Source organism: Oscillibacter sp. 1-3 (assembly GCF_000403435.2).
Lineage (GTDB): Bacteria > Bacillota > Clostridia > Oscillospirales > Oscillospiraceae > Oscillibacter.
Map to the genome: position 1 here is coordinate 20,771 of NZ_KE159712.1, position 24,734 is coordinate 45,504.

At 60.7% G+C, this 24,734-nt stretch carries 25 protein-coding genes; 13 read left to right on the forward strand and 12 right to left on the reverse strand.

All coding sequences use genetic code 11. The annotated features are described in order from the left end of the window. Positions 1 to 111 precede the first annotated feature (111 nt). The gene (locus tag C816_RS20360) at positions 112 to 357 is read left to right on the forward strand and encodes a hypothetical protein (protein WP_016324301.1); all 246 of its coding nucleotides are present in this window, start codon (positions 112 to 114) and stop codon (positions 355 to 357) included. A 61-nt stretch (positions 358 to 418) separates the two neighbouring features. Here C816_RS20360 and C816_RS20365 read toward each other — a convergent pair whose 3' ends face one another. From C816_RS20365 to C816_RS20375, 3 genes are all read right to left on the reverse strand, one after another. Beyond that, positions 419 to 1,153 (reverse strand): WecB/TagA/CpsF family glycosyltransferase, encoded by a 735-nt coding sequence (locus C816_RS20365; protein WP_016324302.1) that lies wholly within the window; start codon positions 1,151 to 1,153, stop codon positions 419 to 421. Positions 1,154 to 1,245: 92 nt separating this feature from the next. After that, positions 1,246 to 1,950, reverse strand: a complete 705-nt coding sequence (locus C816_RS20370; protein WP_155979127.1) for a hypothetical protein — start codon at positions 1,948 to 1,950, stop codon at positions 1,246 to 1,248. A 41-nt stretch (positions 1,951 to 1,991) separates the two neighbouring features. Further along, positions 1,992 to 2,903 (reverse strand): DMT family transporter, encoded by a 912-nt coding sequence (locus tag C816_RS20375; protein ID WP_016324304.1) that lies wholly within the window; start codon positions 2,901 to 2,903, stop codon positions 1,992 to 1,994. Positions 2,904 to 3,014: 111 nt separating this feature from the next. Between C816_RS20375 and C816_RS20380 the strand changes: the two genes are divergently transcribed. Genes C816_RS20380 through C816_RS20390 form a run of 3 tightly spaced genes read left to right on the forward strand, consistent with a single transcriptional unit; the run spans position 3,015 to position 4,885 of the window. Then, positions 3,015 to 3,605: a GNAT family N-acetyltransferase gene (locus tag C816_RS20380; RefSeq protein ID WP_016324305.1), complete on the forward strand. Its 591-nt coding sequence runs from the start codon at positions 3,015 to 3,017 to the stop codon at positions 3,603 to 3,605. An 18-nt stretch (positions 3,606 to 3,623) separates the two neighbouring features. Then, positions 3,624 to 4,268, forward strand: a complete 645-nt coding sequence (locus C816_RS20385; protein WP_016324306.1) for an HAD family hydrolase — start codon at positions 3,624 to 3,626, stop codon at positions 4,266 to 4,268. Continuing rightward, the gene (locus C816_RS20390) at positions 4,265 to 4,885 is read left to right on the forward strand and encodes a pentapeptide repeat-containing protein (protein ID WP_016324307.1); all 621 of its coding nucleotides are present in this window, start codon (positions 4,265 to 4,267) and stop codon (positions 4,883 to 4,885) included. Before C816_RS20385 ends, C816_RS20390 begins: the two co-directional genes overlap by 4 nt. 40 nt (positions 4,886 to 4,925) lie before the next feature. Here the strand turns inward: C816_RS20390 and C816_RS20395 are convergent, their stop codons facing one another. After that, positions 4,926 to 7,394, reverse strand: a complete 2,469-nt coding sequence (locus C816_RS20395) for an ATP-dependent helicase (protein ID WP_016324308.1) — start codon at positions 7,392 to 7,394, stop codon at positions 4,926 to 4,928. 196 nt (positions 7,395 to 7,590) lie between these two features. Then, a complete protein-coding gene (gene dmpI / locus C816_RS20400) occupies positions 7,591 to 7,800 on the reverse strand; it encodes a 4-oxalocrotonate tautomerase DmpI (protein ID WP_016324309.1) in 210 nt (69 codons plus the stop codon). Between the two features lie 194 nt (positions 7,801 to 7,994). Here dmpI and C816_RS20405 point away from each other — a divergent pair, with 194 nt between their 5' ends. After that, positions 7,995 to 8,618 carry a hypothetical protein gene (locus tag C816_RS20405; RefSeq protein ID WP_016324310.1) on the forward strand — a complete coding sequence of 208 codons (624 nt, stop codon included), beginning with the start codon at positions 7,995 to 7,997 and terminating at the stop codon, positions 8,616 to 8,618. 16 nt (positions 8,619 to 8,634) lie between these two features. Beyond that, positions 8,635 to 9,513, forward strand: coding sequence for an MBL fold metallo-hydrolase (locus C816_RS20410; protein WP_016324311.1), 879 nt, complete (start codon positions 8,635 to 8,637; stop codon positions 9,511 to 9,513). A 66-nt stretch (positions 9,514 to 9,579) separates the two neighbouring features. Here C816_RS20410 and acrA read toward each other — a convergent pair whose 3' ends face one another. Genes acrA through C816_RS20430 form a run of 4 tightly spaced genes read right to left on the reverse strand, consistent with a single transcriptional unit; the run spans position 9,580 to position 13,533 of the window. Further along, the gene (gene acrA / locus C816_RS20415; RefSeq protein ID WP_016322075.1) at positions 9,580 to 10,689 is read right to left on the reverse strand and encodes an acryloyl-CoA reductase electron transfer subunit beta; all 1,110 of its coding nucleotides are present in this window, start codon (positions 10,687 to 10,689) and stop codon (positions 9,580 to 9,582) included. Between the two features lie 18 nt (positions 10,690 to 10,707). Further along, entirely contained in the window at positions 10,708 to 11,508 is an 801-nt protein-coding gene (gene acrB / locus C816_RS20420; protein ID WP_016324312.1) for an acryloyl-CoA reductase electron transfer subunit gamma, read from the reverse strand. A 19-nt stretch (positions 11,509 to 11,527) separates the two neighbouring features. After that, entirely contained in the window at positions 11,528 to 12,670 is a 1,143-nt protein-coding gene (locus C816_RS20425; RefSeq protein WP_016324313.1) for an acyl-CoA dehydrogenase, read from the reverse strand. Positions 12,671 to 12,696: 26 nt separating this feature from the next. Next, entirely contained in the window at positions 12,697 to 13,533 is an 837-nt protein-coding gene (locus tag C816_RS20430; protein ID WP_016324314.1) for a 3-hydroxyacyl-CoA dehydrogenase family protein, read from the reverse strand. Between the two features lie 368 nt (positions 13,534 to 13,901). Between C816_RS20430 and trmB the strand changes: the two genes are divergently transcribed. The 4 genes from trmB to C816_RS20450 all read left to right on the forward strand — a co-directional run bounded on the left by trmB (position 13,902) and on the right by C816_RS20450 (position 20,319). Further along, positions 13,902 to 14,945, forward strand: a complete 1,044-nt coding sequence (trmB, locus tag C816_RS24400) for a tRNA (guanosine(46)-N7)-methyltransferase TrmB (RefSeq protein ID WP_016324315.1) — start codon at positions 13,902 to 13,904, stop codon at positions 14,943 to 14,945. Between the two features lie 167 nt (positions 14,946 to 15,112). Beyond that, a complete protein-coding gene (locus C816_RS20440) occupies positions 15,113 to 15,490 on the forward strand; it encodes a BlaI/MecI/CopY family transcriptional regulator (protein ID WP_016324316.1) in 378 nt (125 codons plus the stop codon). After that, the gene (locus C816_RS22175) at positions 15,487 to 19,791 is read left to right on the forward strand and encodes a M56 family metallopeptidase (protein WP_016324317.1); all 4,305 of its coding nucleotides are present in this window, start codon (positions 15,487 to 15,489) and stop codon (positions 19,789 to 19,791) included. The genes C816_RS20440 and C816_RS22175 overlap by 4 nt, the downstream gene beginning before the upstream one ends. Positions 19,792 to 19,899: 108 nt before the next feature. Continuing rightward, the gene (locus C816_RS20450) at positions 19,900 to 20,319 is read left to right on the forward strand and encodes a rhodanese-like domain-containing protein (RefSeq protein WP_016324318.1); all 420 of its coding nucleotides are present in this window, start codon (positions 19,900 to 19,902) and stop codon (positions 20,317 to 20,319) included. A gap of 47 nt (positions 20,320 to 20,366) precedes the next feature. On the opposite strand, the gene C816_RS20455 is transcribed toward C816_RS20450, so the two are convergent. Together C816_RS20455 and C816_RS22180 are read right to left on the reverse strand one after the other, a co-directional pair. Then, complete coding sequence (locus C816_RS20455; RefSeq protein ID WP_016324319.1) at positions 20,367 to 20,819, reverse strand: C-GCAxxG-C-C family protein; 453 nt, start codon at positions 20,817 to 20,819, stop codon at positions 20,367 to 20,369. 286 nt (positions 20,820 to 21,105) lie between these two features. Further along, positions 21,106 to 21,585, reverse strand: coding sequence for a bactofilin family protein (locus C816_RS22180; protein WP_016324320.1), 480 nt, complete (start codon positions 21,583 to 21,585; stop codon positions 21,106 to 21,108). Between the two features lie 256 nt (positions 21,586 to 21,841). On the opposite strand from C816_RS22180, the gene rpsU reads away from it, so the two are divergent. Next, positions 21,842 to 22,024 carry a 30S ribosomal protein S21 gene (gene rpsU, locus C816_RS20465; RefSeq protein WP_016324321.1) on the forward strand — a complete coding sequence of 61 codons (183 nt, stop codon included), beginning with the start codon at positions 21,842 to 21,844 and terminating at the stop codon, positions 22,022 to 22,024. 127 nt (positions 22,025 to 22,151) lie between these two features. Here the strand turns inward: rpsU and C816_RS20470 are convergent, their stop codons facing one another. After that, positions 22,152 to 22,928, reverse strand: a complete 777-nt coding sequence (locus C816_RS20470; RefSeq protein ID WP_016324322.1) for a glycoside hydrolase family 18 protein — start codon at positions 22,926 to 22,928, stop codon at positions 22,152 to 22,154. Between the two features lie 73 nt (positions 22,929 to 23,001). On the opposite strand from C816_RS20470, the gene C816_RS20475 reads away from it, so the two are divergent. Together C816_RS20475 and efp are read left to right on the forward strand one after the other, a co-directional pair. Continuing rightward, entirely contained in the window at positions 23,002 to 23,505 is a 504-nt protein-coding gene (locus C816_RS20475) for a YqeG family HAD IIIA-type phosphatase (protein ID WP_016324323.1), read from the forward strand. A gap of 361 nt (positions 23,506 to 23,866) precedes the next feature. Further along, a complete protein-coding gene (gene efp, locus C816_RS20480) occupies positions 23,867 to 24,436 on the forward strand; it encodes an elongation factor P (RefSeq protein WP_016324324.1) in 570 nt (189 codons plus the stop codon). Positions 24,437 to 24,734: the final 298 nt, after the last annotated feature.

Consider the following 24,734-nt stretch of genomic DNA (forward strand, 5'->3'; position numbering starts at 1 on the left):
GCACAGCCGGGCCCGTCCGCTTTTTAAGCTGAATTATTTTTTCAATGGCCAGGCTCCAGCTGGAAACCCGGCGCATAGAATATCCCAAAGTCTTTAAGAGAGGTGTTTGAAATGTGTTTTAACAACGGAAGCAACAACTCCTGCCTGTGGATCATCATCATCCTGGTCCTGTTCTGCTGCTGCGGCAGCAGCAGCGGCGGCAATTCCTGGGGCTGCGGAAACTGGGGCGGCTCCTGCGGCTGCGGCAATTGGAACGGCTGCGGAAACTGGAACGGCTGCAACTGCGGCTGTAACTGCAACTGTGGCTGTAACTGCAACTGCGGCTGCAACAACAACTGCGGTGACAGCTGCTGCTGACCACCGGGAAGATGGGGCGCGAAAGCGCCCCGTCCTCTTCGCCCCAAGCGGGACAGGCCGCCTATTTTCTCCGCCCCGCCCGCCTCACATGGACCAGGAACACCGGCAGCTTCATCATGCGGCCCAGCCGCCGGGGATTGCTGCACAACCGGTAAAACCACTCCAGACCGTGGTCACACCAGAACTTTGGAGCCCGCTTTACCGTACCGGCGAACACGTCTATACTGCCGCCCAGACCGCAGAGGAGACGCGCGCCGGTAGCCAAGCCGTTTTTCGCCATCCAAAGCTCCTGCTTCGGCGCGCCCAGACACACAAACACCGTATCCGCTCCGCTCTGCCGGATGTTTTCCACAATGGGGCCGTCCTCCTGAAAGTACCCGTCGTGGAAACCGGCGATCCGCAGTCCCGGATACCGCTCCCGCAGCCGCTCCGCCGCCGTCTCCGCCACGCCGGGCTTGGCCCCCAGCAGATAGAGGGACATCCCCTCCCCCGCCATCTTCTCCAGCAGTCCGGCGGCAAATTCCACTCCGGGCACCCGCTCTTTCAGGGGCGTGCCCAGCATGGCCGCACCCTTGATGACGCCGATGCCGTCCGGCAGCACCAGTGCCGCGCCGTTGACCGCCGCTCGAGCCGCCGGGTTCTCCCGGCAGACCTCCACAATCTCCGGGTTGGGCGTCACCACATAATGGGTGCCTCCGGCATGGAGCAGCTCCATGCCCCGCTCCGCCGCCTCGGACAGCGTCAAATTGTCAAAACCGACGCCCAGTACGTCAACGCGCACGGTATCACCTCGCATACATACTCATACAGTTTGTAAGTATAGCATAAGTTCTGGTAAAAAATCAAGAGGGACGCGCCGCGTCCCTCCTTTTTTCTCTTTGGTGGCAATCACACCTGAAAACCTGCCCGGCTTTTCAGAAGGTTAAAAAATGAGGTAATTCCCAGCGGGCGCCCCTGTCCCCAGGAGTTTACCCATACAATGTTCCACAAAAAAGCCAAAAGGCAGAAAAGTCCAGCCGTGGCCAGCGTGAGCAATATTCCAAACACAGCAAGCCTTTTGCGCAGTTCTTTTCCGGAAAGCGCTTCCATGGACACGTTCCGCCACTCTCCGGCATCATCGCCTGAAAAGGCATAGATCGCCGGAATGCCCTGCGGACCGGTGCGGAGCACGCGGGAAGCCGGATATACTACCCGGATCATATCCCCCGCTTGAAAGACTCTCTCACAATCGCGGTCCCGGATGTAAAAACGTTCGGGGCGCGTCAAATGCTGGTAACTTGACCGCTTCATATGCTTAGGCAGAACGGTTGTTACCTCATATGTCCTTTTCCGCTTTTGCGTCACACGCCCCGTTTTTACCAGTACGCTTCCTCTGAGCAGCGACAAAATGCCCCGCAAATACCACAGCGCCCATACCGCGGCAACAGCCCACAGCGCAAAAAACACAAGGGGAAACACCAGCAGAAGGAGCATCTGACCGCCATACGTCCTGCTTCCATGGAGAATGGCTGTAACCGCAGGATCAATCACAGCGAGGCAGTACAGCATCAAACCCGATATATCTAACAGCAGAAAGATCGTGTGCTTCCGCACAAAGCGCCTGTACCTGCTTCTATACCGGCTCTTGACAGCGCTCACTGTTCTGCCCGCTTCTTCTCCGGCAGCTGGGCCAGCACCACGGCCGCCAGCATCAGCACACAGCCCAGGTACTCCTTCCCGCTCATCTGATTGCCGAAGGCGATGGCCCCGGCAATGGTTGCAAATACAGACTCCAGACTCAGCAGCAAAGACACCACCGTGGGATTGGAGTCCTTCTGCGCCACGATCTGCAAGGTATAGGCAACGCCGCTGGAGAACACGCCCACGTACAAAATGGGCCAGGCGCAGACGCGGATGGCCTCCCAGGTAGGGGATTCCGACACCAGCATTCCCACGGCGGAGAGCACCGCCGCCACCAGGAACTGGATGCAGGACATCTCCACGCCGTCCACCTTTTGGGTGAAGTGGTCAATGACCAAAATGTGGCCCGCGAAGCAGAAGGCGCACAGCAGGATGTAAAAATCACCGGCGGCGATGGTGAACTCCTCGGTGATGCACAGGCAGTAGAGCCCCGCCACGGCCAGCACGATACCCAGCCAAATGCTCCTGGGGGCTTTTTTCTTGAGGAAAAGACCCAAAATGGGTACAATGACGATGTACAGCGCCGTGATGAAGCCCGCCTTGCCGGGGCTGGTGCTCTCGATGCCCTTTTGCTGGAGGTTGGCGGCCACCGTCAGCGCCACACCGCAGCACACGCCGCCCAAAATCAGGTCCTTGCGGTATGTCGGCGCGGACCGCTCCGCCTCCTCTCCGCCGGCCTTCCGCCGCATAAGGCGCAGCGCCGCGCACAGCACCAGCAGAAAAAGGAACGCCACCGCCGACCGTGCAGCGTTGAAGGTAAACGGGCCCACGTAATCCGCTCCCACGCTCTGAAACACAAAGGCCGTGCCCCAGATCAACGCCGCCGCCACCGGCAGTACGTTCTGTCGAATCCAATTTGTTCTCATGTCTTGTCCAATCTTCCTTCCTGTGATATACTGCCAAATATAATATCATGAAGGCGGGAAATTGGCAAGCCTATCCTCTCCATATCTTCACCCCGCCGGGAAGGAGCTTCCATGGAGTTCAGAGCCATGAACGAGCAGGAGATCCGGGACTGGTATGACCGGGAGTTCATCAGGACCTTTCCCCCCAACGAGCAGAAGCCTCTGCCCTTTATCCTGGATCTGATTGCCGGCGGACGGTACACCCTCCTGGGGCTGTATGACGGCTCCTCCCTGCTGGGCTACGCCTCCCTCCAGACCAGCCCGGACCGCCCAGGCTATATCCTGCTGGACTACCTGGGCGTCACCGCCGCCCGGCGGAACGGCGGGCTGGGCAGCCGTATCCTGTCTCTTTTGGAGGAGCGGTTTGGCAAAAACACCTGTCTCATCATCGAGGCGGAGAGCCCCGTCCCCGGCAGAGACGAGGCGGAAAACGCCCTGCGGGTCCGGCGGATCGGCTTTTACGAGCGGTGCGGCTGCCGGCGGGCCTATGAGATAGGCGCCTGCGGCATCCGGTGCCAGGCGCTGACCCTGGGAGATCCGGGAAATCCGGATGCCCTGACGGAAGCCCACCAGGCCATTTACGGCCCCGGACGCCCGGACATCACCATCCCTCTGGGGCTGGACGAGACCCCCGCCCCCGCCCACTGGGGCAAAGACACCTGAGAAAAAGGAGGAGCGGCAATGCTTCTTTTCGACATGGACGGCACACTCATCGACTCCAACCGCGTCTGGAAGGACGTGGACCGGGAGTTTCTGGCCCGGCGGGGCCTGCCCTATACCCGCGCTTATTACGAGGGCGTGGCCCACACCATCTTTCCCCTGGCGGCCAAGTTCACCAAGGAGTTCTGCCGTCTGCCGGAGTCCTGCGAGGAGATCATGGCGGAGTGGATGCTGCTTGCCAAAGACGCCTACGCCCACGTGAGCGTAAAGCCCGGCGTCCGGGCGTACCTCAAGCAGTGCCGGGCCGAGGGCCGGCGGATGGCGGTGGTGACCTCCAGCGTGCCGGAGCACTGTCACATGGCCTTGGAGAAGCTGGACCTGGAGAAGTACTTTGAGCGGATCAGCTTCGCCCAGGAGCTGGGAATGGACAAGAAGCTGCCGGACGTATGGCTGGCGGCGGCAAAGGTTCACGGCGTTCTCCCAGAGGACTGCACCGCCTTTGACGACAGTCTGGCTGCCTGCCGGGGGGCCAGGGCCGCAAAAATGCGGGTAGTGGGCGTATACGACAGCTTTTTCAGCCACGACGAAAAGGAGATGCGGGGCTTTTGCGACGTGTATATCAAAAGCTTTGAGGAGCTTCTTCTGCCGGAGCGGAAACGGAGATGAGCGCCTTGGAATCCCTGGAACAGGCTCTGGAGGAGGCCCGGGAGGGCGGCGATCTGATGGAGGCTCTGACCTTTGACCGGATCACTGCGGAGGCGCTGGATCTCTCAGAGCTGACCTGCAGGCGGCTCTCCTTCCGCACCTGCCGGTTCACCGGCTGCGATTTCAGCGGCGCGGCGTTCTACGACTGCGATTTCACCGGCTGTCAGTTTGCGGAGTGCCGTTTCCCCGTCAGCTACTGGAAGACCTGCCGCCTCACCGGCTGCAAGGGAGACGGCGGCGACTTCCGCCGCGGCCGGTTCAAGGACTGCGCCCTCCGAGAGTGCGTATTCCGCTATGCCAACTTCACTGGCACCGTCTGGGAGCGGTGCGCCCTGGCGGAGTGCAATCTCACGGAGTCCGCCCTGGCGGAGTGCAAAATCTCCAAAACCACCTTTCAGACTGTGGATCTCACCGGCGCGGAGCTGTTCCGCACCCCCCTCAAGGGGACGGACCTCTCCTCCTGCACGCTGGACCGGGTGTCCCTGTCGGAGACCTGCGCCGAGCTGAAAGGGGCCAAACTCCACGCCGGTCAGGCCGCCGTGGTGGCACGAATCCTGGGCATTGAAATCGTTCCATGACGCAAAAAGCGCGCCCCCGGCGGGGACGCGCTTTCCTCATTCACAGCTTCTTCATGTGGCTTCCGGCAAATTTCAACATCAGCCGCTTGGGCTTCTCCACCCCCTGGAACTGAACGGTGACCATGGCGTCGCCGGACATGGGCTTGACATCCAGCACCGTCCCCTGTCCAAAGGCGGTGTGCTCCACCTCGTCCCCTGGCCGCAGCTCCAGCATGGGCGCGGACGCGCCGCCTTTGGCCGCCGGACGCTGCGGCGCGGCTTTGGCCACCGTCTCCCGGTAGGAACGGACCGCACTGCCGGCCGTTCTGCTTCCGTAGCCTCCATAAGAGGCGCCGCCATAGGGGGGCATGCCGCTGTCCCAGCCGCCTCCGGCTCCAGCCTCGCCGCCGAAACGGGGCTCCGTCTTGCCCTCCCAGCGCATATTGTCCTCCGGAATCTCGTCCAGAAACCGGGAGGAGCGGTTGCTGCTGGTGCGTCCGTACAGCATCCGCTGGCGGGCATTGGTCAGCGTCAGCTTCTCCTTGGCCCGGGTCATGGCCACGTAGCACAGCCGGCGCTCCTCCTCGATCTCCTCCTGGTCATACTGGGCGGAGCTGCCGGGGAATATCCCCTCCTCCAGGCCCACCACGTAGACCAGAGGAAACTCCAGGCCCTTGGCAGAGTGGATGGTCATCATGGTGACGCTGTCGTCCCCGCCCTCCAGGGAGTCCAGGTCCGTGTACAGGGCGATCTCGTTCAAAAAACCGGAGAGGGTGGCATCCTCCGGGTCCCGCTCCAAAAAGCCCAGGATGCTGGATTTCAGCTCCTCCACGTTCTCGATGCGGCCCCGGCTCTCCAGATCGTTCTTCTCCTCCAGAACCTTGACATAGCCGCTCTGGTCACACACAGCGTCGTAGAACTCCGGCAGGGCCAGCTCCGCCCCCTGGCGGCGGAGGCCGTCGATGAGGTCGGCAAATTTCAGGAGCTTGGCCTTGGCGGCTTTCAGCTCCGGGAAGAGGTCCGCGTTGCGGATGATCTCATACAGCGACGCCCCCTGGGCCGCCGCCAGGTCCGCCACCTTGTCCATGGTGGTTGCGCCAATACCCCGGGCGGGGCTGTTGACAATCCGCCGCAGCCGCAGATCGTCCAGGGGATTGTTCAGCACGCAGAGATACGCCAGCATGTCCTTGACCTCCGCCCGGTCGAAGAACTTCATGCCCCCCACCACCTTGTAGGGCACGCCGTTGCGGCGCATGGCGTACTCTAAGGCGTTGGACTGCGCGTTCATGCGGTACAGCACGGCGGCGTCCCGGAACTTCCGCCCCCGGTTCACCGCCATCATGATGTCCCCCACCACAAAGTTTGCCTCGTCGCTCTCGCTGAACGCGGTCTTGACGGTGACGGTCTCACCGCTGCCGTTGTCCGTCCACAGCGTCTTGCCCTTGCGGCCCTCGTTGTTGCGGATGACGGCGTTGGCGGCGTCGAGAATGTTCTGGGTGGAGCGGTAGTTCTGCTCCAGGCGGATCACCCGGGCGTTCTTGTACTGCTTTTCAAAGCTGAGGATGTTCTCGATATTGGCCCCCCGGAAGCGATAGATGGACTGGTCGTCGTCGCCCACCACGCAGAGGTTCTTCCGCCCCCCCGCCAGGAGGCTGGTTAGCAGATACTGGAGGTGGTTGGTGTCCTGGTACTCGTCCACCAGTACATAGCGGAACTTGTTCTGGTAGTAGGCCAATACCTCCGGCTCCTGCCGCAGCAGCGTGACGGTGTGGTAGATGATGTCGTCGAAGTCCATGGCGCTGGCGGAGCGGAGCTTTTTTGCGTAGGCCGTATAGACCTTGGCCACCCGGCTCAGCTTCCAGTCAGCCTCGCTGTTGTGCTGAGCGGCGAAGTCCTCCGGGCTCTGGTACTGATCCTTGGCGCTGCTGATGATACTCAGAACGCTCTTGGGCGGAAAGGCCTTCTCATCCAGGTTCAGATCCTTCAAAATATCCTTGATGACCCGCTTGGAGTCGTCGGTGTCATAGATCGTAAAGTTCTTGTCAAAGCCGATCCGGTCGGCATCCCGCCGCAGGATACGGACACAGGCGGAGTGGAAAGTGGAGGCCCAGACATCGTTTGCCATGGGCCCCAGACGGGCCGCCAGGCGGTCCTTCAGCTCCCCCGCCGCCTTGTTGGTGAAGGTGATGGCAATGATCTCCCAGGGACGGGGCACGTCCACGGCGCACAGGCGGCGGGCCCGCTCCGCGTCCGGCGCCTCCGGGCGCTCCGGAAAATTCTCCAGAAAAGACAGGTCCTCCCTGGAGGCCCACTCCGGCACCTCCTGGCAGTCGCTGCCCCTGCCGTAGGTCAGCAGGTTGTAGACCCGCTGAATGAGGACCGTGGTTTTGCCGCTGCCAGCCCCCGCCAGCAGGAGCAGCGGTCCCTCCGTGGTCATGGCTGCCTGGCGCTGCATGGGGTTCAGGCGCCGGAGATCCTGGGCAATGACCGCCTGCCGGGCGGCGATGTAGCGTTTGTTGAAATCAGTCATATGTTCACCAGTTTTCTATAATCTCAAAGACCATTTTAGGACAAAAACCGCCGGAGGTCAACCGCGGTTTTTCAGAACGACCGTCTCATATCCCATTTCTCGCTTCTCAGCTTGCTGCCGTTCAATGCCGCCGCACAAAATCACTCGTCAAAAGATCTAAAACGGGGAGCCGCCTTTACAGGGGCCCCCAAAAAAGTTACTGATGGTTCTTCATATATTCCGCTTTCACTCTATCAATTGTTTTCCCACCGATTCCAAAATTTTTATCTGATACTTCCTTGATGGTCGTCACGAAGAATTCTTGCGGAACTTTCATAATTTCAGAGGATACTTCTGTCAAGCGTCTAATCAATTCTTCCTTTTGTTCATCCGATAATGTACCGCTTTCAACCGTAATATATGGCATATGTTCTCCTTTTCAAACAGACTCTAGTACTACAAAAATTATATGGTGAGCTATAACGCAATTTAATTTTTTGAACTTGCAGGAATTTTAGGGCAGCAGGACTTCCTGCTGCCTCTTGTTGACTGGGACGGAGGTTCATGGTACTCTGATGGTGTATCTCAATATTTTCCTGTATGGGGAAGGATGGTGAACCTTTGAAAAAACAACTGTCAGCATTGCTGGCCCTCTGCCTGGGAACCCTCTGCGTCCTCTCCTCTCTGGCCTGGAGGAGGGCGGAGAGGCAGGCGGCGGAGTGGAAAACCCGCGCAGAGGCGGCGGAGCGCCGGGCCATCCAGGCAGAAACTGCGCAGGAAGACTCCGAGGCCCAGCGGCGGCTCCTGTCGCTGGAGGACGATCCCATTGCCGCCTTTTTCTCTCCCTTTCCATACAGCGGCGCTACCGCACGCTATCTCGCGACCCTGGAGACCAACGCCTACCGGACGGAGCTGGAAAACGCCGCCGAACTGCTGGGGAATAACAATGACGGCGTCCCCGTTGACGCTTTTCTCACCTTCATTGACGCGCAGGCGCAGTCGGAGGCAGATGCCTGGACCGCCTCCCTTGAAGCGCAGGGTGCTATGACCGCCGGAGCCTGGGCCCATGTCGACCAGTGCCAAACGGCAATTTATCGCTTCGGCGCATATACGTTGATCTCCGCCTATCAGCGGACCGGGGAATCCTATTCCTTTCTTTTCAGCTCAGCGGACACCCGCCAGACCTTGCTGGAGGCAGGCTTTCAGGAGGAGTATCTCCCTCCTGACGAACAGATCAACAAGTGAAAGAGGGGACCGTACCATGTATGAACTGATTCAGGCCGCAGAGCACACCTATTACATCCAGTGTCCCGCCAAGATGGGCATCTGGAAATTGAACGGCACTGACGCCGTCCTCATCGACAGCGGCAACGATAAGGACGCGGGGCGGAAAGTTCAAAAGATCTTTGACGCCCAGGGCTGGCGTCTGACCGCCATCCTCAATACCCACGCCAATGCAGACCACAACGGCGGCAATGCCATACTCCAGCAGCGGCTGGGCGCTCCCGCCTTCGCCCCGGGGATCGACGCCGCAATCACCTCCCACCCCATTCTGGAGCCCACCTTTCTCTACGGCGGTTTTCCATGCAAGGCTCTGCGAAACAAATTCCTGCTGGCCCAGCCCAGCGACTGCCAGCCTCTGACGGTGGAAAACCTGCCGCAGGGACTAACCATGCTCCCCCTCCCCGGACATTTCTTCGATATGTGCGGCTTCCAGACAGCGGACGGCGTCTGGTTCCTGGCGGACTGCCTCTCCGGCGCCAACATCGTGGAAAAGTACCATGTGAATTTCATATACGACGTGTCCGCCTATCTGGACACTTTGGACAAAGTCTGCTCCCTGGAGGGCCGCCTCTTCATTCCCGCCCACGCGGAGCCGGCGGAGGACATCCGCCCCCTGGCCCAGTTGAATCGGGCCAAAGTTCTGGAAATCTGCGAGCTGGTCCTCCGCTTCTGTGAGACGCCCGCCAGCCCGGAGGAAGTTCTGCAGAAGATCTTCTGGCACTACCAGTTGTCTATGGACTTCAACCAGTATGTACTGGTGGGAAGCACAATCCGCTCTTATCTCTCCTATCTGTTGGATCAGGATGCTCTGACCGTAGACTTCACTGACTGCAAGCCGCTTTTCCATCGGAGCTGACAGCGTTCAAAAGATAAAACAGGAGCCATTCCGTGGGATGGCTCCTGTTTTTCGCTTGTAAAAAGCTTACTTCGCGGCCTTGGCGGCGCGGATGGCCTCGGTGAGCATGGGGGTGACCTTGAACAGGTCGCCGCAGATGCCGTAGTCGGCGATCTCGAAGATGGGGGCGGTGTCGTTCTTGTTCACCGCGATGATGCACTCGGAATCCTGCATGCCGGCCTTGTGCTGAATAGCGCCGGAGATGCCCAGGGCGATGTACACCTTGGGGTGCACGGTCTTGCCGGTCTGGCCCACCTGATGGTCGGCGCTGAGCCAGCCGCTGTCGATGGTGGCGCGGCTGCCGCCCACGACGCCGCCCAGCTCGGCGGCAAGCTCCTCGGCCAGCTTGATGCCGCCTTCCACGTCCTTGCTGATGCCGCGGCCCACGGACACGATGAAGTCCGCGCCGATCAGGTCCACCAGCTTCTTGGCGGCCTTCACCACCTCGGTGACCTCGGTGTGGATGTCCGCGTCGGACAACGTGAAGGCGGGCTTCTCAATCACGCAGGCGGCGGCCTTGGCCTGGTCGAAGGCGTTCTTCTTCATAACGCCGGGACGCACCGTGGCCATGCAGGGACGGAAGCGGGGGCAGATGATGGTGGCCATCAGGTGGCCGCCGAAGGCGGGACGGGTCATCTTCAGGTTCCGGTCCTCCATGTCCCACTTCTGGCCGTCCACGTCCAGAGTGCTGCTCTCACGCAGGAACTGGATGTAGTTGGCCACGTCGATGTCCAGGTGGGTGCAGTCGGCGCACAGGCCGGTGTGGAGGCGGGCCGCGCAGCGGGGGGCCAGGTCGCGGCCGATGTTGGTGGCGCCGATCAGGAACGCCTCGGGCTTGAGCTCCTCAATGACGTCGCAGATGACCTTGGCGTAGGCGTCGGTGTTGTAGACGGCCAGCTTCTCGTCCTCGCAGACATAGACCTTGTCCGCGCCGTAGCCGCCCAGCTCCTTGGCGGCAGCCTCAATGCCCTTGCCGCCCAGCAGCAGTCCGCAGACGTTCACGCCCAGCTCGTTGGCCAGGTCGCGGCCCTTGGAGATCAGCTCAAAATCGGTGGGCATCAGCTTGCCCTCGCGCTGCTCGCAGAACACCCATACATCCTTGAAAGCAGCAATATCCGCGCTGTTGAAATTAGACATAATCGTTTATCCCCTTTCTCAGATGATGTGCTTCTTGGCCAGAATCCCGGCCAGCTGCTCGCAGGTAGCCTTGTCAGCGCCCTCCAGCATCATGCCGGCGCCCTTCTGGGGCGGGGTGAAGCTCTTGAAGATGTTGGTGGGAGAGCCCTTGAGGCCGATGGTAGTGGCGTCGATCAGGGGATCGTCCTTCAGATCCTCATAGCCGAAGGTGGTCAGGGGCTTGCTGTACGCCTCAAATACGCCGCCCACACTCATGTAACGGGGCTCGTTGAGCTCCTTGATGCAGGTAATCAGGCAGGGCGTCTGGGTCTTGATGGTCATATAGCCATCTTCCAGCATCCGCTTGACGGTGACGGTGTTGCCGTCCTTGGTGATTTCGGCGGCGTAGGTGATCTGGGGCAGGTGCAGCTTCTCCGCCATCTGGGGGCCTACCTGAGCGGTGTCGCCGTCGATGGCCTGGCGGCCGCACATGACAATGTCGTCAGACTCCACGCCGATGCGGTTCACTGCGGCGGCCAGGATCTGGGAGGTGGCGTAGGTGTCGGAGCCGCCGAACTCACGGGCGGAGACCAGAATGGCCTCGTCGGCGCCCATGGCCAGGGCCTCACGGAGCATCCCGGCGGCGGGAGGGGGCCCCATGGTGACCACGATAACCTTGCAGCCGGTGGCGTCCTTCATTTTCAGGGCGGCCTCCAGGGCGTTCATGTCGTCGGGGTTGGTGATGGTCTGCATGGAAGCGCGGTTCAGGGTACCGTCGGGATTCACAGCGACCTTGCCGGAGGTATCGGGAACCTGCTTAATAGAAACAATGATCTTCATTTTACCTTTACCTCCTATCTTATTTCACGCCCAGGTTGCTGGCGATGACCATGCGCTGGACTTCAGATGTACCCTCATAGATCTCGGTGATCTTGGCGTCGCGCATCATGCGCTCCACGGGATACTCACGGGTGTAGCCATAGCCGCCGAACAGCTGCACGGCGCGGCGGGTGACGTCGGAAGCGGCCTCGGCGGCGAACAGCTTCGCCATGGAGGCGTCCATGGAGTAGGGCTCGTGGTTCTGCTTCTTCATGGCAGCGGCGTACACCAGATACTGGGCAGCCTGCATACGGCAGTGCATGTCGGCCAGCTGGAACTGGGTGTTCTGGAACTGGCTCAGGCGGCGGCCGAACTGGACGCGCTCCTGGGTGTATTTGACAGCCTCGTTGACGGCGCCCTCGCCCAGGCCCAGAGCCTGAGAGGCGATGCCGATCCGGCCGCCGTCCAGGGTCTGCATGGCGATCTTGAAGCCCTTGCCCTCTTTGCCCAGCAGATTCTCCTTGGGAACGATGCAGTCCTCAAAGATCAAATCGCAGGTGGAGGAGCCGCGGATGCCCATCTTCTTCTCGTGCTTGCCGGTGGAGAAACCGGGGAAGTCCTTCTCCACGATGAAGGCGGAGATGCCGTGGTTGCCCTTGGACTTGTCAGTCATGGCGAAGACCACGAAGGTGTCGGCCACATTGCCGTTGGTGATGAAGCACTTGGAACCGTTGAGGACATAGTGGTCGCCCTCCAGGACGGCGGTGGTCTGCTGGCCGGAGGCGTCGGTGCCGGCGTTGGGCTCGGTGAGACCGAAAGCGCCGATCTTCTTGCCGCTCAGCAGGTCGGGCAGATACTTGCGCTTCTGCTCCTCGGTGCCGTTCTCAAAGATGGGAGCGCAGCACAAGGAGGTGTGAGCGGACACGATGACCGCGGTGGTGCCGCAGACCTTGGCCAGCTCCTCCACGCACATGGCGTAGGAGAGGACGTCGCCGCCGGCGCCGCCGTACTCCTTGGGGAAGTAGATACCCATCATCCCCAGCTTGGCCATCTTCTTGACGGTCTCCATGGGGAACTCCTCGGTCTCGTCGACCTCCTCCGCCAGAGGCTTGACTTCGTTCTCGGCGAAATCGCGGTACATCTTACGGAGCATCAGCTGCTCATTTGTCAGATGAAAATCCATACCTTTTACTCCTTTTCAATCAGGTTTTACTTGGAATAATCAAAGAAGCCCTTGCCGGTCTTGCGGCCCAGCTCGCCGGCGCGCACCTTCTTGCGCAGCAGCAGGCTTGCGCGGTACTTGGGATCGCCGGTCTCGTTGTACAGCGTCTCCATGATAGCAAGGCACACGTCCAGGCCAATCAGATCGCCCAGAGCCAGGGGGCCCATGGGATGGTTGGCGCCCAGCTTCATGGCGGTGTCGATGCCCTCGGCGCTGGCCACGCCGGTATCCAGCAGGTCAGCGGCCTCGTTAATCATGGGAATCAGGATCTTGTTGACCACAAAGCCGGGGGCCTCGTTGACCTCCACGGGCTCCTTGCCGATCTCCTTGGAGAGGTTCCAGATCACATCGAAGGTCTCCTGGGTGGTCTTGGCGCCGCGGATGATCTCCACCAGCTTCATGCTGGGGACGGGATTAAAGAAGTGCATACCGATGACGGGGTGGCTGAGGCCGTTGGCCATCTCGGTGATGGACAAAGAGGAGGTGTTGGAGGCGAAGATGGCCTCGGGCTTGCACATGGCGTCCAGCTCGCTGAGCAACGCCTTCTTGGTTGCCATATCCTCCTTGACGCACTCGATAATCAGGTCGGCATCGGCGCAGGCGGACTTCTCCTCCACCAGCACGTTTGCCAGCAGGGCGTCGGCTGCGGCCTGCTCCATCTTGCCCTTCTCAACCCGCTTCTGAAGAGAGGCGGCCAGCTTGTCCTTGTGCTTCTGGGCGGAAGCGACGGAGCTGGCATACATCAGGGCGATGTGGCCCTTCGCCGCGAAAACCTGGGCAATGCCGCTGCCCATGGTACCAGCGCCAAAAATTGCTACCTTCATGTGTGTTCCTCCTGTTATTTCAATTTTGTGCTTCGATTTTCTGTGGAGCGTACGGGATTTACCGAGTCCGTTCAGCCTACGGAAAATCGCAGTAAACCCGCACTTTGCCAATTTACTGACAATGTTATTATAGGGACCCCGGCAGCAATTATCAAGTGGAAAATGCGGCTATTACTGCCCCTTTTCTGCTTTTTTACATTTCCCACAAATTACTCGTTAAATTTTATGCAATTTTGTTAATCACTTAACACATTCTCCCCGTTCTGCTGCGGAAAACCATTTACACAGTCCATTTCCTGTGATACAATGGCGAAGCTTATACAACACCTTGTGGTCTGATATTTTGACGCCCCAGGAGGATTTTCCATATGCGCATGCGAAAAAAAAAGAACCTGATTCCCCGGATGGAGCGGTGCGGAGACCGCCTGATCCAAAATCCCTATGATCGCAGGGGACATTGGCGGGAGCTGATGCCCCAGGCCCGGGAGCTGCGGCTGGAGCTTGGCTGCGGCAAGGGCCGCTTCACCGCCGGAACAGCTGCGGCGGAGCCCGATGTGCTGTTCGTCGCCGTGGAGCGGGTGCCGGATGCCATGGTGGTGGCCATGGAGCGGTGCGCGGCAGCGGGGCTGTCCAATGTCTATTTCATCGACGCCAATGCCGACCAGCTGCCCTTCTTCTTCGCCCCCGGCGAGGCAGACCGCATCTACATCAACTTCTGCGACCCCTGGCCCAGCGGCCGGCACGCCAAGCGCCGCCTGACCCACGGGAACTTTTTGAAGCTCTACCGCCAGGTGCTGAAAGAGGGCGGCCAGATCCATTTCAAAACCGACAACCAGGGGTTGTTCGAGTTCTCTGTGGAGGAGATCCCCCAATTCGGCTTTACCCTGTCGGAGGTTACCCGGAATCTCCACGAGCACGGCCCGATGGGGGTCATGACGGACTACGAGGCCAAGTTCCATGAGCTGGGCCAGCCCATCAACCGGCTGGTGGGCACTATGGTCCCCTGGACAGAAGTCTTCCCCACCGACATCCGGCGGGTCCGGGAGCGGTGGCTGGACGCCTTCGCCGAGGGCGTCTCCGAGGCGGACCTGGGCAAACATGTGCTGGCGGACGGAAATTACCTCTGGCACCTCTTTTCCTGGAAGCTGGCTCCCTGCCTGGAGGGTGAAGACGCCAAAAAGGCTTTGGAGGAGGCGCCGGAGGAGGACCTCTACCTATTTTATAATGAGTATCCGCCTCAGGGAGCGTCCCGGGTGCGGCCCGTCTCCAAGGCGGAGGCATTGTCTATGCGCCCGCCGGAGGCCACGGCCGGGGCGGACTGGTATCTGGTGGACAGGGATTTCACCTGGACCTACGCCCACACCCATGAGGCCCAGTGCGGCCCCTACTTCTGCCGTCCGGCGGAAAACTGAAAATTTCAAATCTCCGGCAAGCGCCGCGCGATCATTCGCGCGGCGCTTGTTCGCATGCTCCCATCTCTGTTACGCTTTTGGTTTTTTTGTTACCATTTTGCGGTTGACATCCGTCTACCTTTCTGCTATGGTATAGGTAGACAACCGTATACCAAGGAGGTGTGTTTATGAAGATCAATCTCTCAGACAGCGAATGGAAGCTGATGAACTGCCTGTGGAGCCAGTCTCCACGCACCATCACGGAGCTGACGGCAGCACTGAAGGCGGCCACCGGCTGGAGCAAGAACACGGTCATCACCATGCTCTCCCGGCTAGAGGCCAAAGGGGCCGTGCGCCATGAGGAGGGAGCGCGGGCCAAGCAGTACTTCCCCGCCATAGACCGGCGGGACGCCGCCCGGGCGGAGACGGAGAGCTTCCTGGGCAAGGTCTACGGCGGCAGCCTGGGACTGATGATGAGCGCCATGGTGGAGAGCCGCCAGCTGACGGAATCAGACATTGCGGAGCTATCGGCCATTCTGGAAAAGGCGGGAGGCGAGACAACATGAAGGAGATTTTAATCACATCCTCGGCGCTCATCGCGGCGCTGCTGCTTCTGCGGCGGGTGTTCCGGAAATCCATCTCCCGACGGGCCCAGTACGCCCTGTGGGCCCTGGTGCTGGTGCGGCTGCTGGTGCCCGTCAACCTGCCCGCCCTGGAGCACAACGTGCTGACGGCGGCCTCGCCGGTGACAGAGCGCGCGGAGTCGCTCTATATCGAGCCCAACACCGCCTCTATCTATGGCCAAGGCGGCGCACAGGTCGTCGTACCGGAGATTCCCCAAGTGGCAGTGGGCCCTGCCACGCCGGACAACACCCTCACCTTTTCCACACAGGATGTCTTCAACACCCCGGTGGAGGCTGTCACAGTATACCAGCGGCAGATCGCCCTGGAGGATCTCTTCCGCCCCGTCTGGTACGGCGGCATGGCTCTAATGGCGGTCTGGTTCCTCCTCTCCAACCTCCTCTTCTGGCGGAAACTGCGGAAACACCGGACGCCCTATCCCGTGGAAGGCTGCTCCCGCCGGGTGTATCTGGTGGAATCGGGCCTGCCCTCCCCCTGCCTCTTCGGGCTGTTCCACTCCGCCGTCTACCTGACTCCCGCCGCCGTCTCCTCACCGGAGGCCCTGCGCCACGTGCTGGCCCATGAGGAGACCCACGCCCGCCACCTGGACCCCCTGTGGTCCCTCCTGCGGGCGGTGTGTCTTGCGGTATACTGGTTCAACCCGCTGGTGTGGGCCGCCGCCATTGCCAGCCGCAACGACTGCGAGCTGGCCTGCGACGAGGGCGCTATCTGCGTCCTGGGCGAGGCGGAGCGCATCCCCTACGGCAAAACCCTCCTCTCTCTGATCCCCGTACAGCGGGGGCCCGCCAACCCCCTGCTGTCCGCCACCACCATGACGGCGGGGAAAAAGCAGCTGAAAGACCGCGTCACCCGCATTGCCGAGAGCCGCCGCACCATGGGCATCGCCCTCCTCGCGGTAATCGCCATGGCGGTGGTGGTGTGCGCCGCCACCTTCACCGGGGCGGCTACCAAGGGACCGGAAACCGCCAGCGGCGGCAACCCCCGGGCCGACGGTCCCCTCACCGGCGATGAGCTGGGGTATTTCAACGAGGAATTTTTCAACGGCGAGGGTTTCAACATCCACAACCAGTTCCTCTCCTCCACCTATGAAAAGCCGGGGGACATCGATCTCTTCCAGCTCTTTTACAACGGCACCGGCCTTCCGGCGGAGACGGACGAGGCGGAGCGGCAGGCGGCAGCCCAGGGCGAGGACCCGGACGTCGCTTTGACCAAGTGCCCCGCCGAGGATATGGATACCGTACTGAATCTAAATGCCAATATCCCCCTGTCCGCGACAAACCAGGCAGGGCTGGAGAACTTCACCTATCTCCCGGACTATGACGCCTACTACCACTTCCACGGGGACACCAATTACCGGGGCACTGTGGACATCGTCTCCGGAGAGCGTGAGGGAGCCCTGCTCCGCCTCTATTATGAGGACCGATTTATGGACGACGGCTGGAAGTGCGTCACATTGCGGGAGGCTCCAAACGGGGAGTATTGGTTCTCCTCCAACCTCCTCTGTGAGCGGCCCGCCGTCCCCACGGCCTATCCGGCGGGAGAGCCCTGGATGACCATCTCTCTGGAGGGACTTGCGCCCTATGCGCCCCAGGCGCTGGAGGTGGAGCGGCGCGCCCCAGAGGACGCAGAGCGGATTTTGTACCAGTTCTTCGTAGAGGAAACCGGCATCTATGACCCAGAGGCGGAGACGGTGACCGACGCCAGAAGACTGGTGCTCTACCAAGCCGTGGACGGCGCCATCCGCGCCGCCGTGGAAAGCCAGACTCTGGACTGCTTCCTCACCCTTCCGGAAAACGTCAGTCCGGAGTACGCCGCCAGGCATGTCAGCTCCTTCCACGACCTGCTTGGCCACAGCGGCGTGACCATCTCCTATCGGGCGCAGAAGGACGGCGAGTATTACACCACCTTCAACGACTACTACACCGTGGACAGCGGCGGTACGCCGTATCTGCTGGCACGGGCCTACGGCGAGTCTGTGGCCGAGGCGGACCTGGACGGCAATGGGGCATGGGAACTGGCATCCTCCGGCATTCACGACGCCCAGATCTTCTTCCAGCGGGACGGGCAGCTGTATGAGGCCAACATCCCCGCCCTGCTGGCGGAGCGCTGGACAGCCCCCGTCTCCCTCTATCCCTCTTACTGGAACAAATACGGCCGGTACCTGTACCTCAGCGCCGAGATTCCCTTCCCGGATGCTGTTTTGCCGGGGGATTTCGGCGGCGGCCAGGCCACCGGCACCGCTGTGCGGCAGGTGTACTTTGACGGGGAAAACCTGCAGCTCTACAAGGATGAACGGGCCGCCATCGACCATGTGATAGAGGGCATTACGGCTCCGGAGGATGTGCTGGAGGCCGCCAGGCAAATGGTTCACGACAGCTACGAGTATGCCCGGATGCACACCGGCGTCACCGGAGGGGACGGAGAGATGTGGGGCACCCCGGCGGAGTACGACGACTGGCGGCTGGAGATCGTGGGCGGCCCCTGGACCGAGACGCTGGGCGGGCTGACCTTTGAGATCTGGAACATCAACTATGAGTTCCACACCACCACGCCGGAGCGAGTCATTCTGGCGGGGGGCAGTTACCTGACGGAGGACGCCTGGCACTGCAACACCTACCCGGAGTGCACCTATCTGTACTTCCAGCTGATGGAGGACGGCTCACGGCGCTATCTCTACTCCGCCATGGAGAACGACTGCTCCCCCGGCATGGAGATGTTCCGCACCGACATGACCTACACCCTGGCCGAGATGGGCGTACTGCCCCTGACGGAGCTGGAAGGAGAGGTGCTGGCGGACATGATCCTGATGAACGAAGCCTCCTTCCTCAACCGCATGGCGGAGCGGGAGGACGGCGAGACCGTCATCGACCATCTGCGGAGTTATCTCATCTCCGCCTACGGCGGCGCGCTGGACGGCCTCATCGAGATCAATATCGCCTTCTCCAGCAGCGGCCTGAGCCACGAGGAGCTGTACCAGTATTACACCCGGAGATTTGACGAAATGTCCTCAGACTTCACCGAGGGCGGAGCGGCCCTGTGGGAGCGGCTGACGGATCAGGAGGCCGCCCCGGCGGCAGGCCCTCTCCGTCCCACCCTGGCGGATATTGAGGCCCTGGTCCCGGCGGAGGTGGCGGAGGCGGTCTTCCAGCTGGGCCAGGCCAATCTGGTCGAGTTTCTGCGGGAGCCCGCCCTGTACGACGGGTGGCGGCTCTCCGGCCTCACCCGGGTGACGGGCTTTTCCACCTACGGCCTGAACCTGCCCGTCTACTCCGCAGGGTTTGAGCTGCACCCCTCCCAGCCGGACAAGGTGGTTCTGGCGGGGGGTATGGACTTCACGGAGGACGGCTGGGTTAAGGGCTTGATGTCCACCTCCCCCTATCTGCTGTTCCTGCTGGAGGACGGACACTACACCCTGCTGGAGAGCGATATTCCCCATGACCTCTCCACAGATTCTCCCGGCTTTCAGGCGGAGATCGCCCGGGCGCTGCTGGAAAACCAGCGTCTCCGCCCCTCCCAGATTGACGGGGAAACGCTGCTCTCCATGCTGGGTACCCGCACCCTGAACCTTCTGGGGACCTACCCGGAGGAGGAGCAGGAGGCGGTCCTCACGGCCCTGGACGCCTTCCACAACAAAGGCCCCCAGGAACTGCAAATGGATCTGCGGGACAAAATCCAGACCACCGTGTGGACCCAGCGGGACCTGGACGAGCACGGCGCCGCCCTCTTCGCAAAGCTCCTGGAACACACCGGCATCCACGCCTTCGGCCTGGGAGAATCTCACTCCGACCTCACCAGCGCCATCTACGCAGCCCTGCGCTACTGGCGGCAGAACGCCTCCGCCCACGAATACGACCACCACAGCGTGGCCTACTATCTGCTGGACACCCAGTGGGGCGGCAGCAGCTGCACAGTCTACCTCCTGGTGTCCTTCGGGGACTATGAGCTGACGGAGGGCGGCTATGAGCTGAGTACCGGCGGCAGCACCGCTATGGCCGTCTCTTTCTCCTATGTCAACGACCGCTACCAGGCGACGGAGATCTGGCAGCCCCATGGCGGCGGCCTCTACGGGCCGGAGATCCGGGCCTGCTTCCCGGCAGCGGCGGCGGACATTGTCTTCTCGGACGGCCCGCAAAGCGAGTCGATCAATGAGGCGCTGGACTCCTTTCTGGACATGGACGTGAAGGCCTGGTACAAGGCCTATCAGCGGGATCAGGCCGCCGCCTGACCATCCGCCGGGGCGGAAAAGCCCGCGCGGGTCAAGAAGGGGCTTCCCTTTTCCCTCCGTTTCGGGTATACTGTAGCCATCAACCCCCAAAACAGGAGGAATTTACCAATGAGACAGCTCTTTCTTCTGGCCGCCGTCATCTGCTTCGGCATGGCCGCCATCAAGTTTTTTGCCGCCCGCTCCACTCCCAATGCCCCCGTCCCCAGGAAAACCAGCCAAAAATACCTCACCCTGACGGCGGAGGAGGCCAAAGCCCGGCTGGATGAGGACGACAGCATAATCCTGCTGGACGTGCGCACCCAGGAGGAGTTTGACGAGGGCCACATCCCCGGAGCCGTGTGCCTGCCCAGCGAGGACATCTCCGCGGATCTCCCCCTCCCCTTTGACAAGGACGCGGAGATTCTGGTCTACTGCCGCTCCGGCCGCCGCAGCGCCGAGGCCGCGGAGAAGCTGGCGGACATGGGCTACGCCAACGCGGCGGACTTCGGCGGCATCATCGACTGGCCCTACGAGACCACCACGGACTGACACGCAAAAAAACCGGGAGGCATGGCAATCCATGCCTCCCGGTCTTTTTAGAGTTTTCCCTGCTCCCGCAGCAGCTCCTCCAGCAGCTCCACCGAGGTGACGATCATAATGTTGCAGTGGGTGGTGATGTCCAGGCGCTGGGCCGCCCGTGTCTTTTCCGAAAGACCCGGACGGGCTTTCAGCAGATCCCCGCAGCGGGTATGTCCGAAAGTTTCAAAAAAGCGCCGGCGGAAGTCCTTGGCCAGTCCATAGAGCTTCCGCTTGGCCTCTCTGTCCCCCTCGTCCGTATAGGGGAACAGGATACCCAGCACCAGCAGCGCCCCGCTGACGGCTCCGCAGGCCTCCTCATGGCTGCCGCCATAGCCGCCGCCAAAGCTCCCTGCGGCGGCAAACAGCTGCTCCGGCGTCCAGCCCGTCAGGTCCGCAAAGACAGCCGTCACAGACTGTGCACAGTTGTATCCCTTCTTGTGATATTCGTACGCCAATGCGCAGCGATCCATAGATACCATCCTCTCATAGAACCCGCACCAGCGGCCGCTGAATACAGGTTTCGATTTTAATAAAAAAATATTAAAAAGCTGTATTCACAGGTGGGGAATACTGGATGTATTGCAAGAAAATTTAACGAAGAACGGCGCGAAAAGACCCGTCCGGACGGCGTTTTACGCCTTTGAACACAGCTTCTAATAACAAACCTGCCACAGACCAGTGCGCGGTATACAGTGGTCTCGGCAGCTCAAAAAGCCCGGCGGGGCCAAAGCGGCTCCGCCGGACTTCCATGTACTCTTACTGGGTTACGTCCTCCCAATCGCCGGCCCCGGCCTGTATGTCCTGTCCGCTCCGCGCGGCGGATGTCTCCTTAATCATGGTGGTGCGGCCGTTGAGCCGGCCCCCGTCTTCAACGACAAAGGAAACGGTGGTCACATCTCCCACCACAGAGCCTGTCTTCTCCAGCCGCAGATGGTCGTGGGCAATGATATTTCCTTCCACGCTCCCCGCAATCCGGATGACGTCCGCCTCAATGGGGCCCTTGATGACACCGGTATCGGACACAATCACATAACCCTTCAGGCTGATCTCTCCCTCTACTTTGCCCTCGATCTGGACCACACCATCGCCCCGCAAGGTACCAGTCACGGTCAGATCCTTGGCGATCACGGTATTGGTGTGAGGTTCCGGAAGCTGGGGCATCTCCTCCTGCTCCTCCGGAGTGTACTGATAATCCGTCTGCTCAGCTGCCTTTGTCTGTCCTCCAAACAATCCCATATCCTTCGGCCTCCTTTTGTTCATAGGGGTTTGACTGTCTTTCAGTATACCACAAAAAACAGATCCTTCAAGGCTTTTTCGTCGAACAAAGGCAAAAGTTTTGCGGCTGTCACACTTTTTTTATAAGAATTTTGTAAATTCTCTTGACAATAGGGTATTCCCTTTGTATAATACACATGTTAAAGCCATAATATATGATGTATGGCCCTTAAAGTATCCTGGAAAAGCCGGATACCTCGGAGGGAGGGAAATATAGATGTCTGAGATCCACGTGAAGGAAAACGAATCCATTGACAGCGCACTGAAACGTTTTAAGCGCAGCTGTGCCAAGGCTGGCGTTCTGGCCGAGGTTCGGAAAAGAGAGCACTACGAGAGTCCCAGCGTAAAGCGGCGCAAGAAGTCTGAGGCCGCCCGCAAAAACAAAAAGCGCTACTATTGATCTTCGTCTCAAAAAAGGGGCCGCGCCTATGGCGCGGCCCCTTTTATCTGAAACGGAAGGCCATGGAGTCCAGATTGAATCGGGAGCGTTCCCAAGTGCGCATCTCCTTTCTTTCCTGCTTCCCCCCTCACCTCCCGCTCTGAGGAAAGAGCTTCCCAGCGATGTCCTTCACCTCCGGCCACATGAGAAAGGCCGCCGTGAAGCCCATGGCGTTTCCGGCGCGCAGCTTCTGAGCCAGAGTGTCCGCATCGTCAAAGAGGACGAAGTGGGTCTCCCCCTCCCGGCTGTATGTAAAATACCGGGCGCACAGATCACGGGAGAAAAAGACCGCAGGACGCTCCTGCTCTGTCAGCCGGAGGAAAGCCTTTTCCGTCAGGGGCTCTCCCTCCCCAGAACGGGCCGGCAGGCGAAAGTCCATCCGCAGCCGCTGAACATCCAGCGCCAGGCGGGACGCGCCCCCCTGGGCCGCGGCGGCCTCCTGAAGGCGCTGGGAGAAGTTTCCCCCGGAGATGGCGGTACACAGCAGCGGGATGCCCACCGGCGTGGCCCGGGCGTAGCTCTCCGGCAGGTACAGCGCCCGCCGTCCGGCGGACAGCGCCTGCCCCAGCCGCTCTACGAACGCCAGCCGGTCCCGGCGGGGCCGCTCCTCAAAGTCCAGCAGGACGCCGCCGTATCCCCGCCGTCCGCACTCCCGCAGCACCGCCGCGCACAGCGCCTGTGGGTCCTCGATCAGGGGCGCCTCCCGGTCGCTGACGGACAGCAGCCCGCCCCGGGTCTGGAGCAGCAGGTTCTGCCGCAGCATGGCGGAGCCCGGGCCGATACGGTAGGCCACATGGGCGAAGGCGCGGCCGTACTTCCCCGCCTCCCGCAATTCCTCCGGTGTCACGGCCAGATAGGTCTGCATGGTGATCTCCCCCTTGTGTGAATGGGCTTCAACTGTTATACTGTAAATAAACTATGCGAATAAGGAGGCGCCTATGCCCTTTTCCCTGATCCCCCGCCAGGTCTTTGACCGCTATGGGGACGTCACCGCTGAATATTTGAAGGAGCAGAATATCACCCTGCTCCTCAGCGACCTGGACTTCACTCTGGCCGCTAAATCCACCCGCCGACCGGATCAGGCTCTGCGGGACTGGATCGCCGGACTGTCGGCGGAGGGCATCACCTTCATGATCGTCTCCAACAACCGCTCCGGCATACGGGTGAGCGAGTTCTGCGCCGATCTGGGGGTCTCCTACCAGGGCCGCGCCGGGAAGCCCTCCACCAGGGGCCTGAAGGCCGCCATGGCACAGGCCGGGACGGACCGGGCCCACACCGCCATGCTGGGTGACAAGCTCCTGACGGATATGCTGGCCGCCAACCGGGCCGGAGTGCTGGCCCTCATGGTGGAGCCGGCGGGCGGAGCCATAACGCTGTGGCAGAAGGTGCTCCACGGACTGCAGGCGCCGTTTAAGGCGATGAGCCGAAAGAGAAGCCGATAAAAGTTTTGCCAGCTTTTTCAAAAGCTGCGGGGGTCCAGGGGACGGCGCTCCCTGGAAAGACCGCGAAACGAAGCGAGCAAGCAGCCGCCAAGGCCGCACAAAAAACCATATCGCATATCCCCCTTTTCTCCACGGGAAACCCAAACCGCCGGCAAGCTCCTGATTGAAGCTGTCCAACCCGGGTCCGTTTGAGAAAACCCAAATTTTTTCACTTGATTCTGTCCGATCCGCGGAAAAATACTTGCAATACGGGACAAGATACGGTAGAATAGGGATGATCAAATTACCAGATCATAGAAAAGACAGAGAAAATGTCCTCCCGCAGGTCGTTTTCTCATAGATTTGTGAGGAGGGTATTATTATGCCTACAATTTCCGCCGGCGATTTCCGCAAGGGTATGATCTTCGAGATGGAGGGCAAGCCCATGCTGGTGGTGGACTTCCAGCACGTCAAGCCCGGCAAGGGCGCCGCTTTCGTGCGCACCAAGTACAAAAACGTCATCACCGGGGCCATCCGCGAGGAGTCCTTCAACCCCACCGCCAAGTTCGAGCAGGCCAGCGTGGAGCGCAAGGACGCCGAGTACAGCTACAACGACGGTGACCTTTACTACTTCATGGACCCCGAGACCTACGATATGTCCCCCCTGAACCGTGACGTGCTGGGCGAGGCTTTCAAGTTCATGAAGGAGAACACCGTCTGCAAGCTGGTGAGCTACAAAGGCAGCGTGTTCACCGTGGAGGTCCCCAACTTCATGGACCTGGAGGTCACCGAAACCGAGCCCGGCGTGAAGGGCGACACCGCCACCAACGTCACCAAGAAGGCCACTCTGGAGACCGGCGCCGTGATCCAGGTGCCCCTGTTCATCAACGAGGGCGAGAAGATCCAGGTGGATACCCGCACCGGCGAGTATCTGGGACGCTGCAAGGAGTGAAATGAAAGGGGGGACTGACGTCCCCCCTTTAGATTCCCCTTGTTTTGCCAATGTCTGGGGACAGACGGGTCAAGTTATCTTCACCATGTACAGAAGGTAAATTGCCCCGCAGGGGCAAGAGAAGCCCTGCTGGAGGGCGCCGCGGTGAAAATGATTCAAAAATCTTCTTCCGTCTCCGGCGGAAGAAACGGGAAAACCCAGCATTCCCCCGATCCCCCTCCCTGCGCCTGCGGGCGCAGAGAAACGGGGGAACTGCAATATCATACCATCTTCAATTATTTGATAAACGAAAGGAGCT

Excerpts from the sequence above, each read along its gene's own strand:
- C816_RS20360 (WP_016324301.1), top strand. The coding sequence starts at position 112 with ATGTGTTTTAACAACGGAAGCAACAACTCCTGCCTGTGGATCATCATC.
- C816_RS20365 (WP_016324302.1), bottom strand. The coding sequence starts at position 1,153 with ATGCGAGGTGATACCGTGCGCGTTGACGTACTGGGCGTCGGTTTTGAC.
- C816_RS20375 (WP_016324304.1), bottom strand. The coding sequence starts at position 2,903 with ATGAGAACAAATTGGATTCGACAGAACGTACTGCCGGTGGCGGCGGCG.
- C816_RS20380 (WP_016324305.1), top strand. The coding sequence starts at position 3,015 with ATGGAGTTCAGAGCCATGAACGAGCAGGAGATCCGGGACTGGTATGAC.
- C816_RS20385 (WP_016324306.1), top strand. The coding sequence starts at position 3,624 with ATGCTTCTTTTCGACATGGACGGCACACTCATCGACTCCAACCGCGTC.
- C816_RS20390 (WP_016324307.1), top strand. The coding sequence starts at position 4,265 with ATGAGCGCCTTGGAATCCCTGGAACAGGCTCTGGAGGAGGCCCGGGAG.
- C816_RS20395 (WP_016324308.1), bottom strand. The coding sequence starts at position 7,394 with ATGACTGATTTCAACAAACGCTACATCGCCGCCCGGCAGGCGGTCATT.
- dmpI (WP_016324309.1), bottom strand. The coding sequence starts at position 7,800 with ATGCCATATATTACGGTTGAAAGCGGTACATTATCGGATGAACAAAAG.
- C816_RS20410 (WP_016324311.1), top strand. The coding sequence starts at position 8,635 with ATGTATGAACTGATTCAGGCCGCAGAGCACACCTATTACATCCAGTGT.
- acrA (WP_016322075.1), bottom strand. The coding sequence starts at position 10,689 with ATGTCTAATTTCAACAGCGCGGATATTGCTGCTTTCAAGGATGTATGG.
- acrB (WP_016324312.1), bottom strand. The coding sequence starts at position 11,508 with ATGAAGATCATTGTTTCTATTAAGCAGGTTCCCGATACCTCCGGCAAG.
- C816_RS20425 (WP_016324313.1), bottom strand. The coding sequence starts at position 12,670 with ATGGATTTTCATCTGACAAATGAGCAGCTGATGCTCCGTAAGATGTAC.
- C816_RS20430 (WP_016324314.1), bottom strand. The coding sequence starts at position 13,533 with ATGAAGGTAGCAATTTTTGGCGCTGGTACCATGGGCAGCGGCATTGCC.
- trmB (WP_016324315.1), top strand. The coding sequence starts at position 13,902 with ATGCGCATGCGAAAAAAAAAGAACCTGATTCCCCGGATGGAGCGGTGC.
- C816_RS20440 (WP_016324316.1), top strand. The coding sequence starts at position 15,113 with ATGAAGATCAATCTCTCAGACAGCGAATGGAAGCTGATGAACTGCCTG.
- C816_RS22175 (WP_016324317.1), top strand. The coding sequence starts at position 15,487 with ATGAAGGAGATTTTAATCACATCCTCGGCGCTCATCGCGGCGCTGCTG.
- C816_RS20450 (WP_016324318.1), top strand. The coding sequence starts at position 19,900 with ATGAGACAGCTCTTTCTTCTGGCCGCCGTCATCTGCTTCGGCATGGCC.
- C816_RS20455 (WP_016324319.1), bottom strand. The coding sequence starts at position 20,819 with ATGGATCGCTGCGCATTGGCGTACGAATATCACAAGAAGGGATACAAC.
- C816_RS22180 (WP_016324320.1), bottom strand. The coding sequence starts at position 21,585 with ATGGGATTGTTTGGAGGACAGACAAAGGCAGCTGAGCAGACGGATTAT.
- rpsU (WP_016324321.1), top strand. The coding sequence starts at position 21,842 with ATGTCTGAGATCCACGTGAAGGAAAACGAATCCATTGACAGCGCACTG.
- C816_RS20470 (WP_016324322.1), bottom strand. The coding sequence starts at position 22,928 with ATGCAGACCTATCTGGCCGTGACACCGGAGGAATTGCGGGAGGCGGGG.
- C816_RS20475 (WP_016324323.1), top strand. The coding sequence starts at position 23,002 with ATGCCCTTTTCCCTGATCCCCCGCCAGGTCTTTGACCGCTATGGGGAC.
- efp (WP_016324324.1), top strand. The coding sequence starts at position 23,867 with ATGCCTACAATTTCCGCCGGCGATTTCCGCAAGGGTATGATCTTCGAG.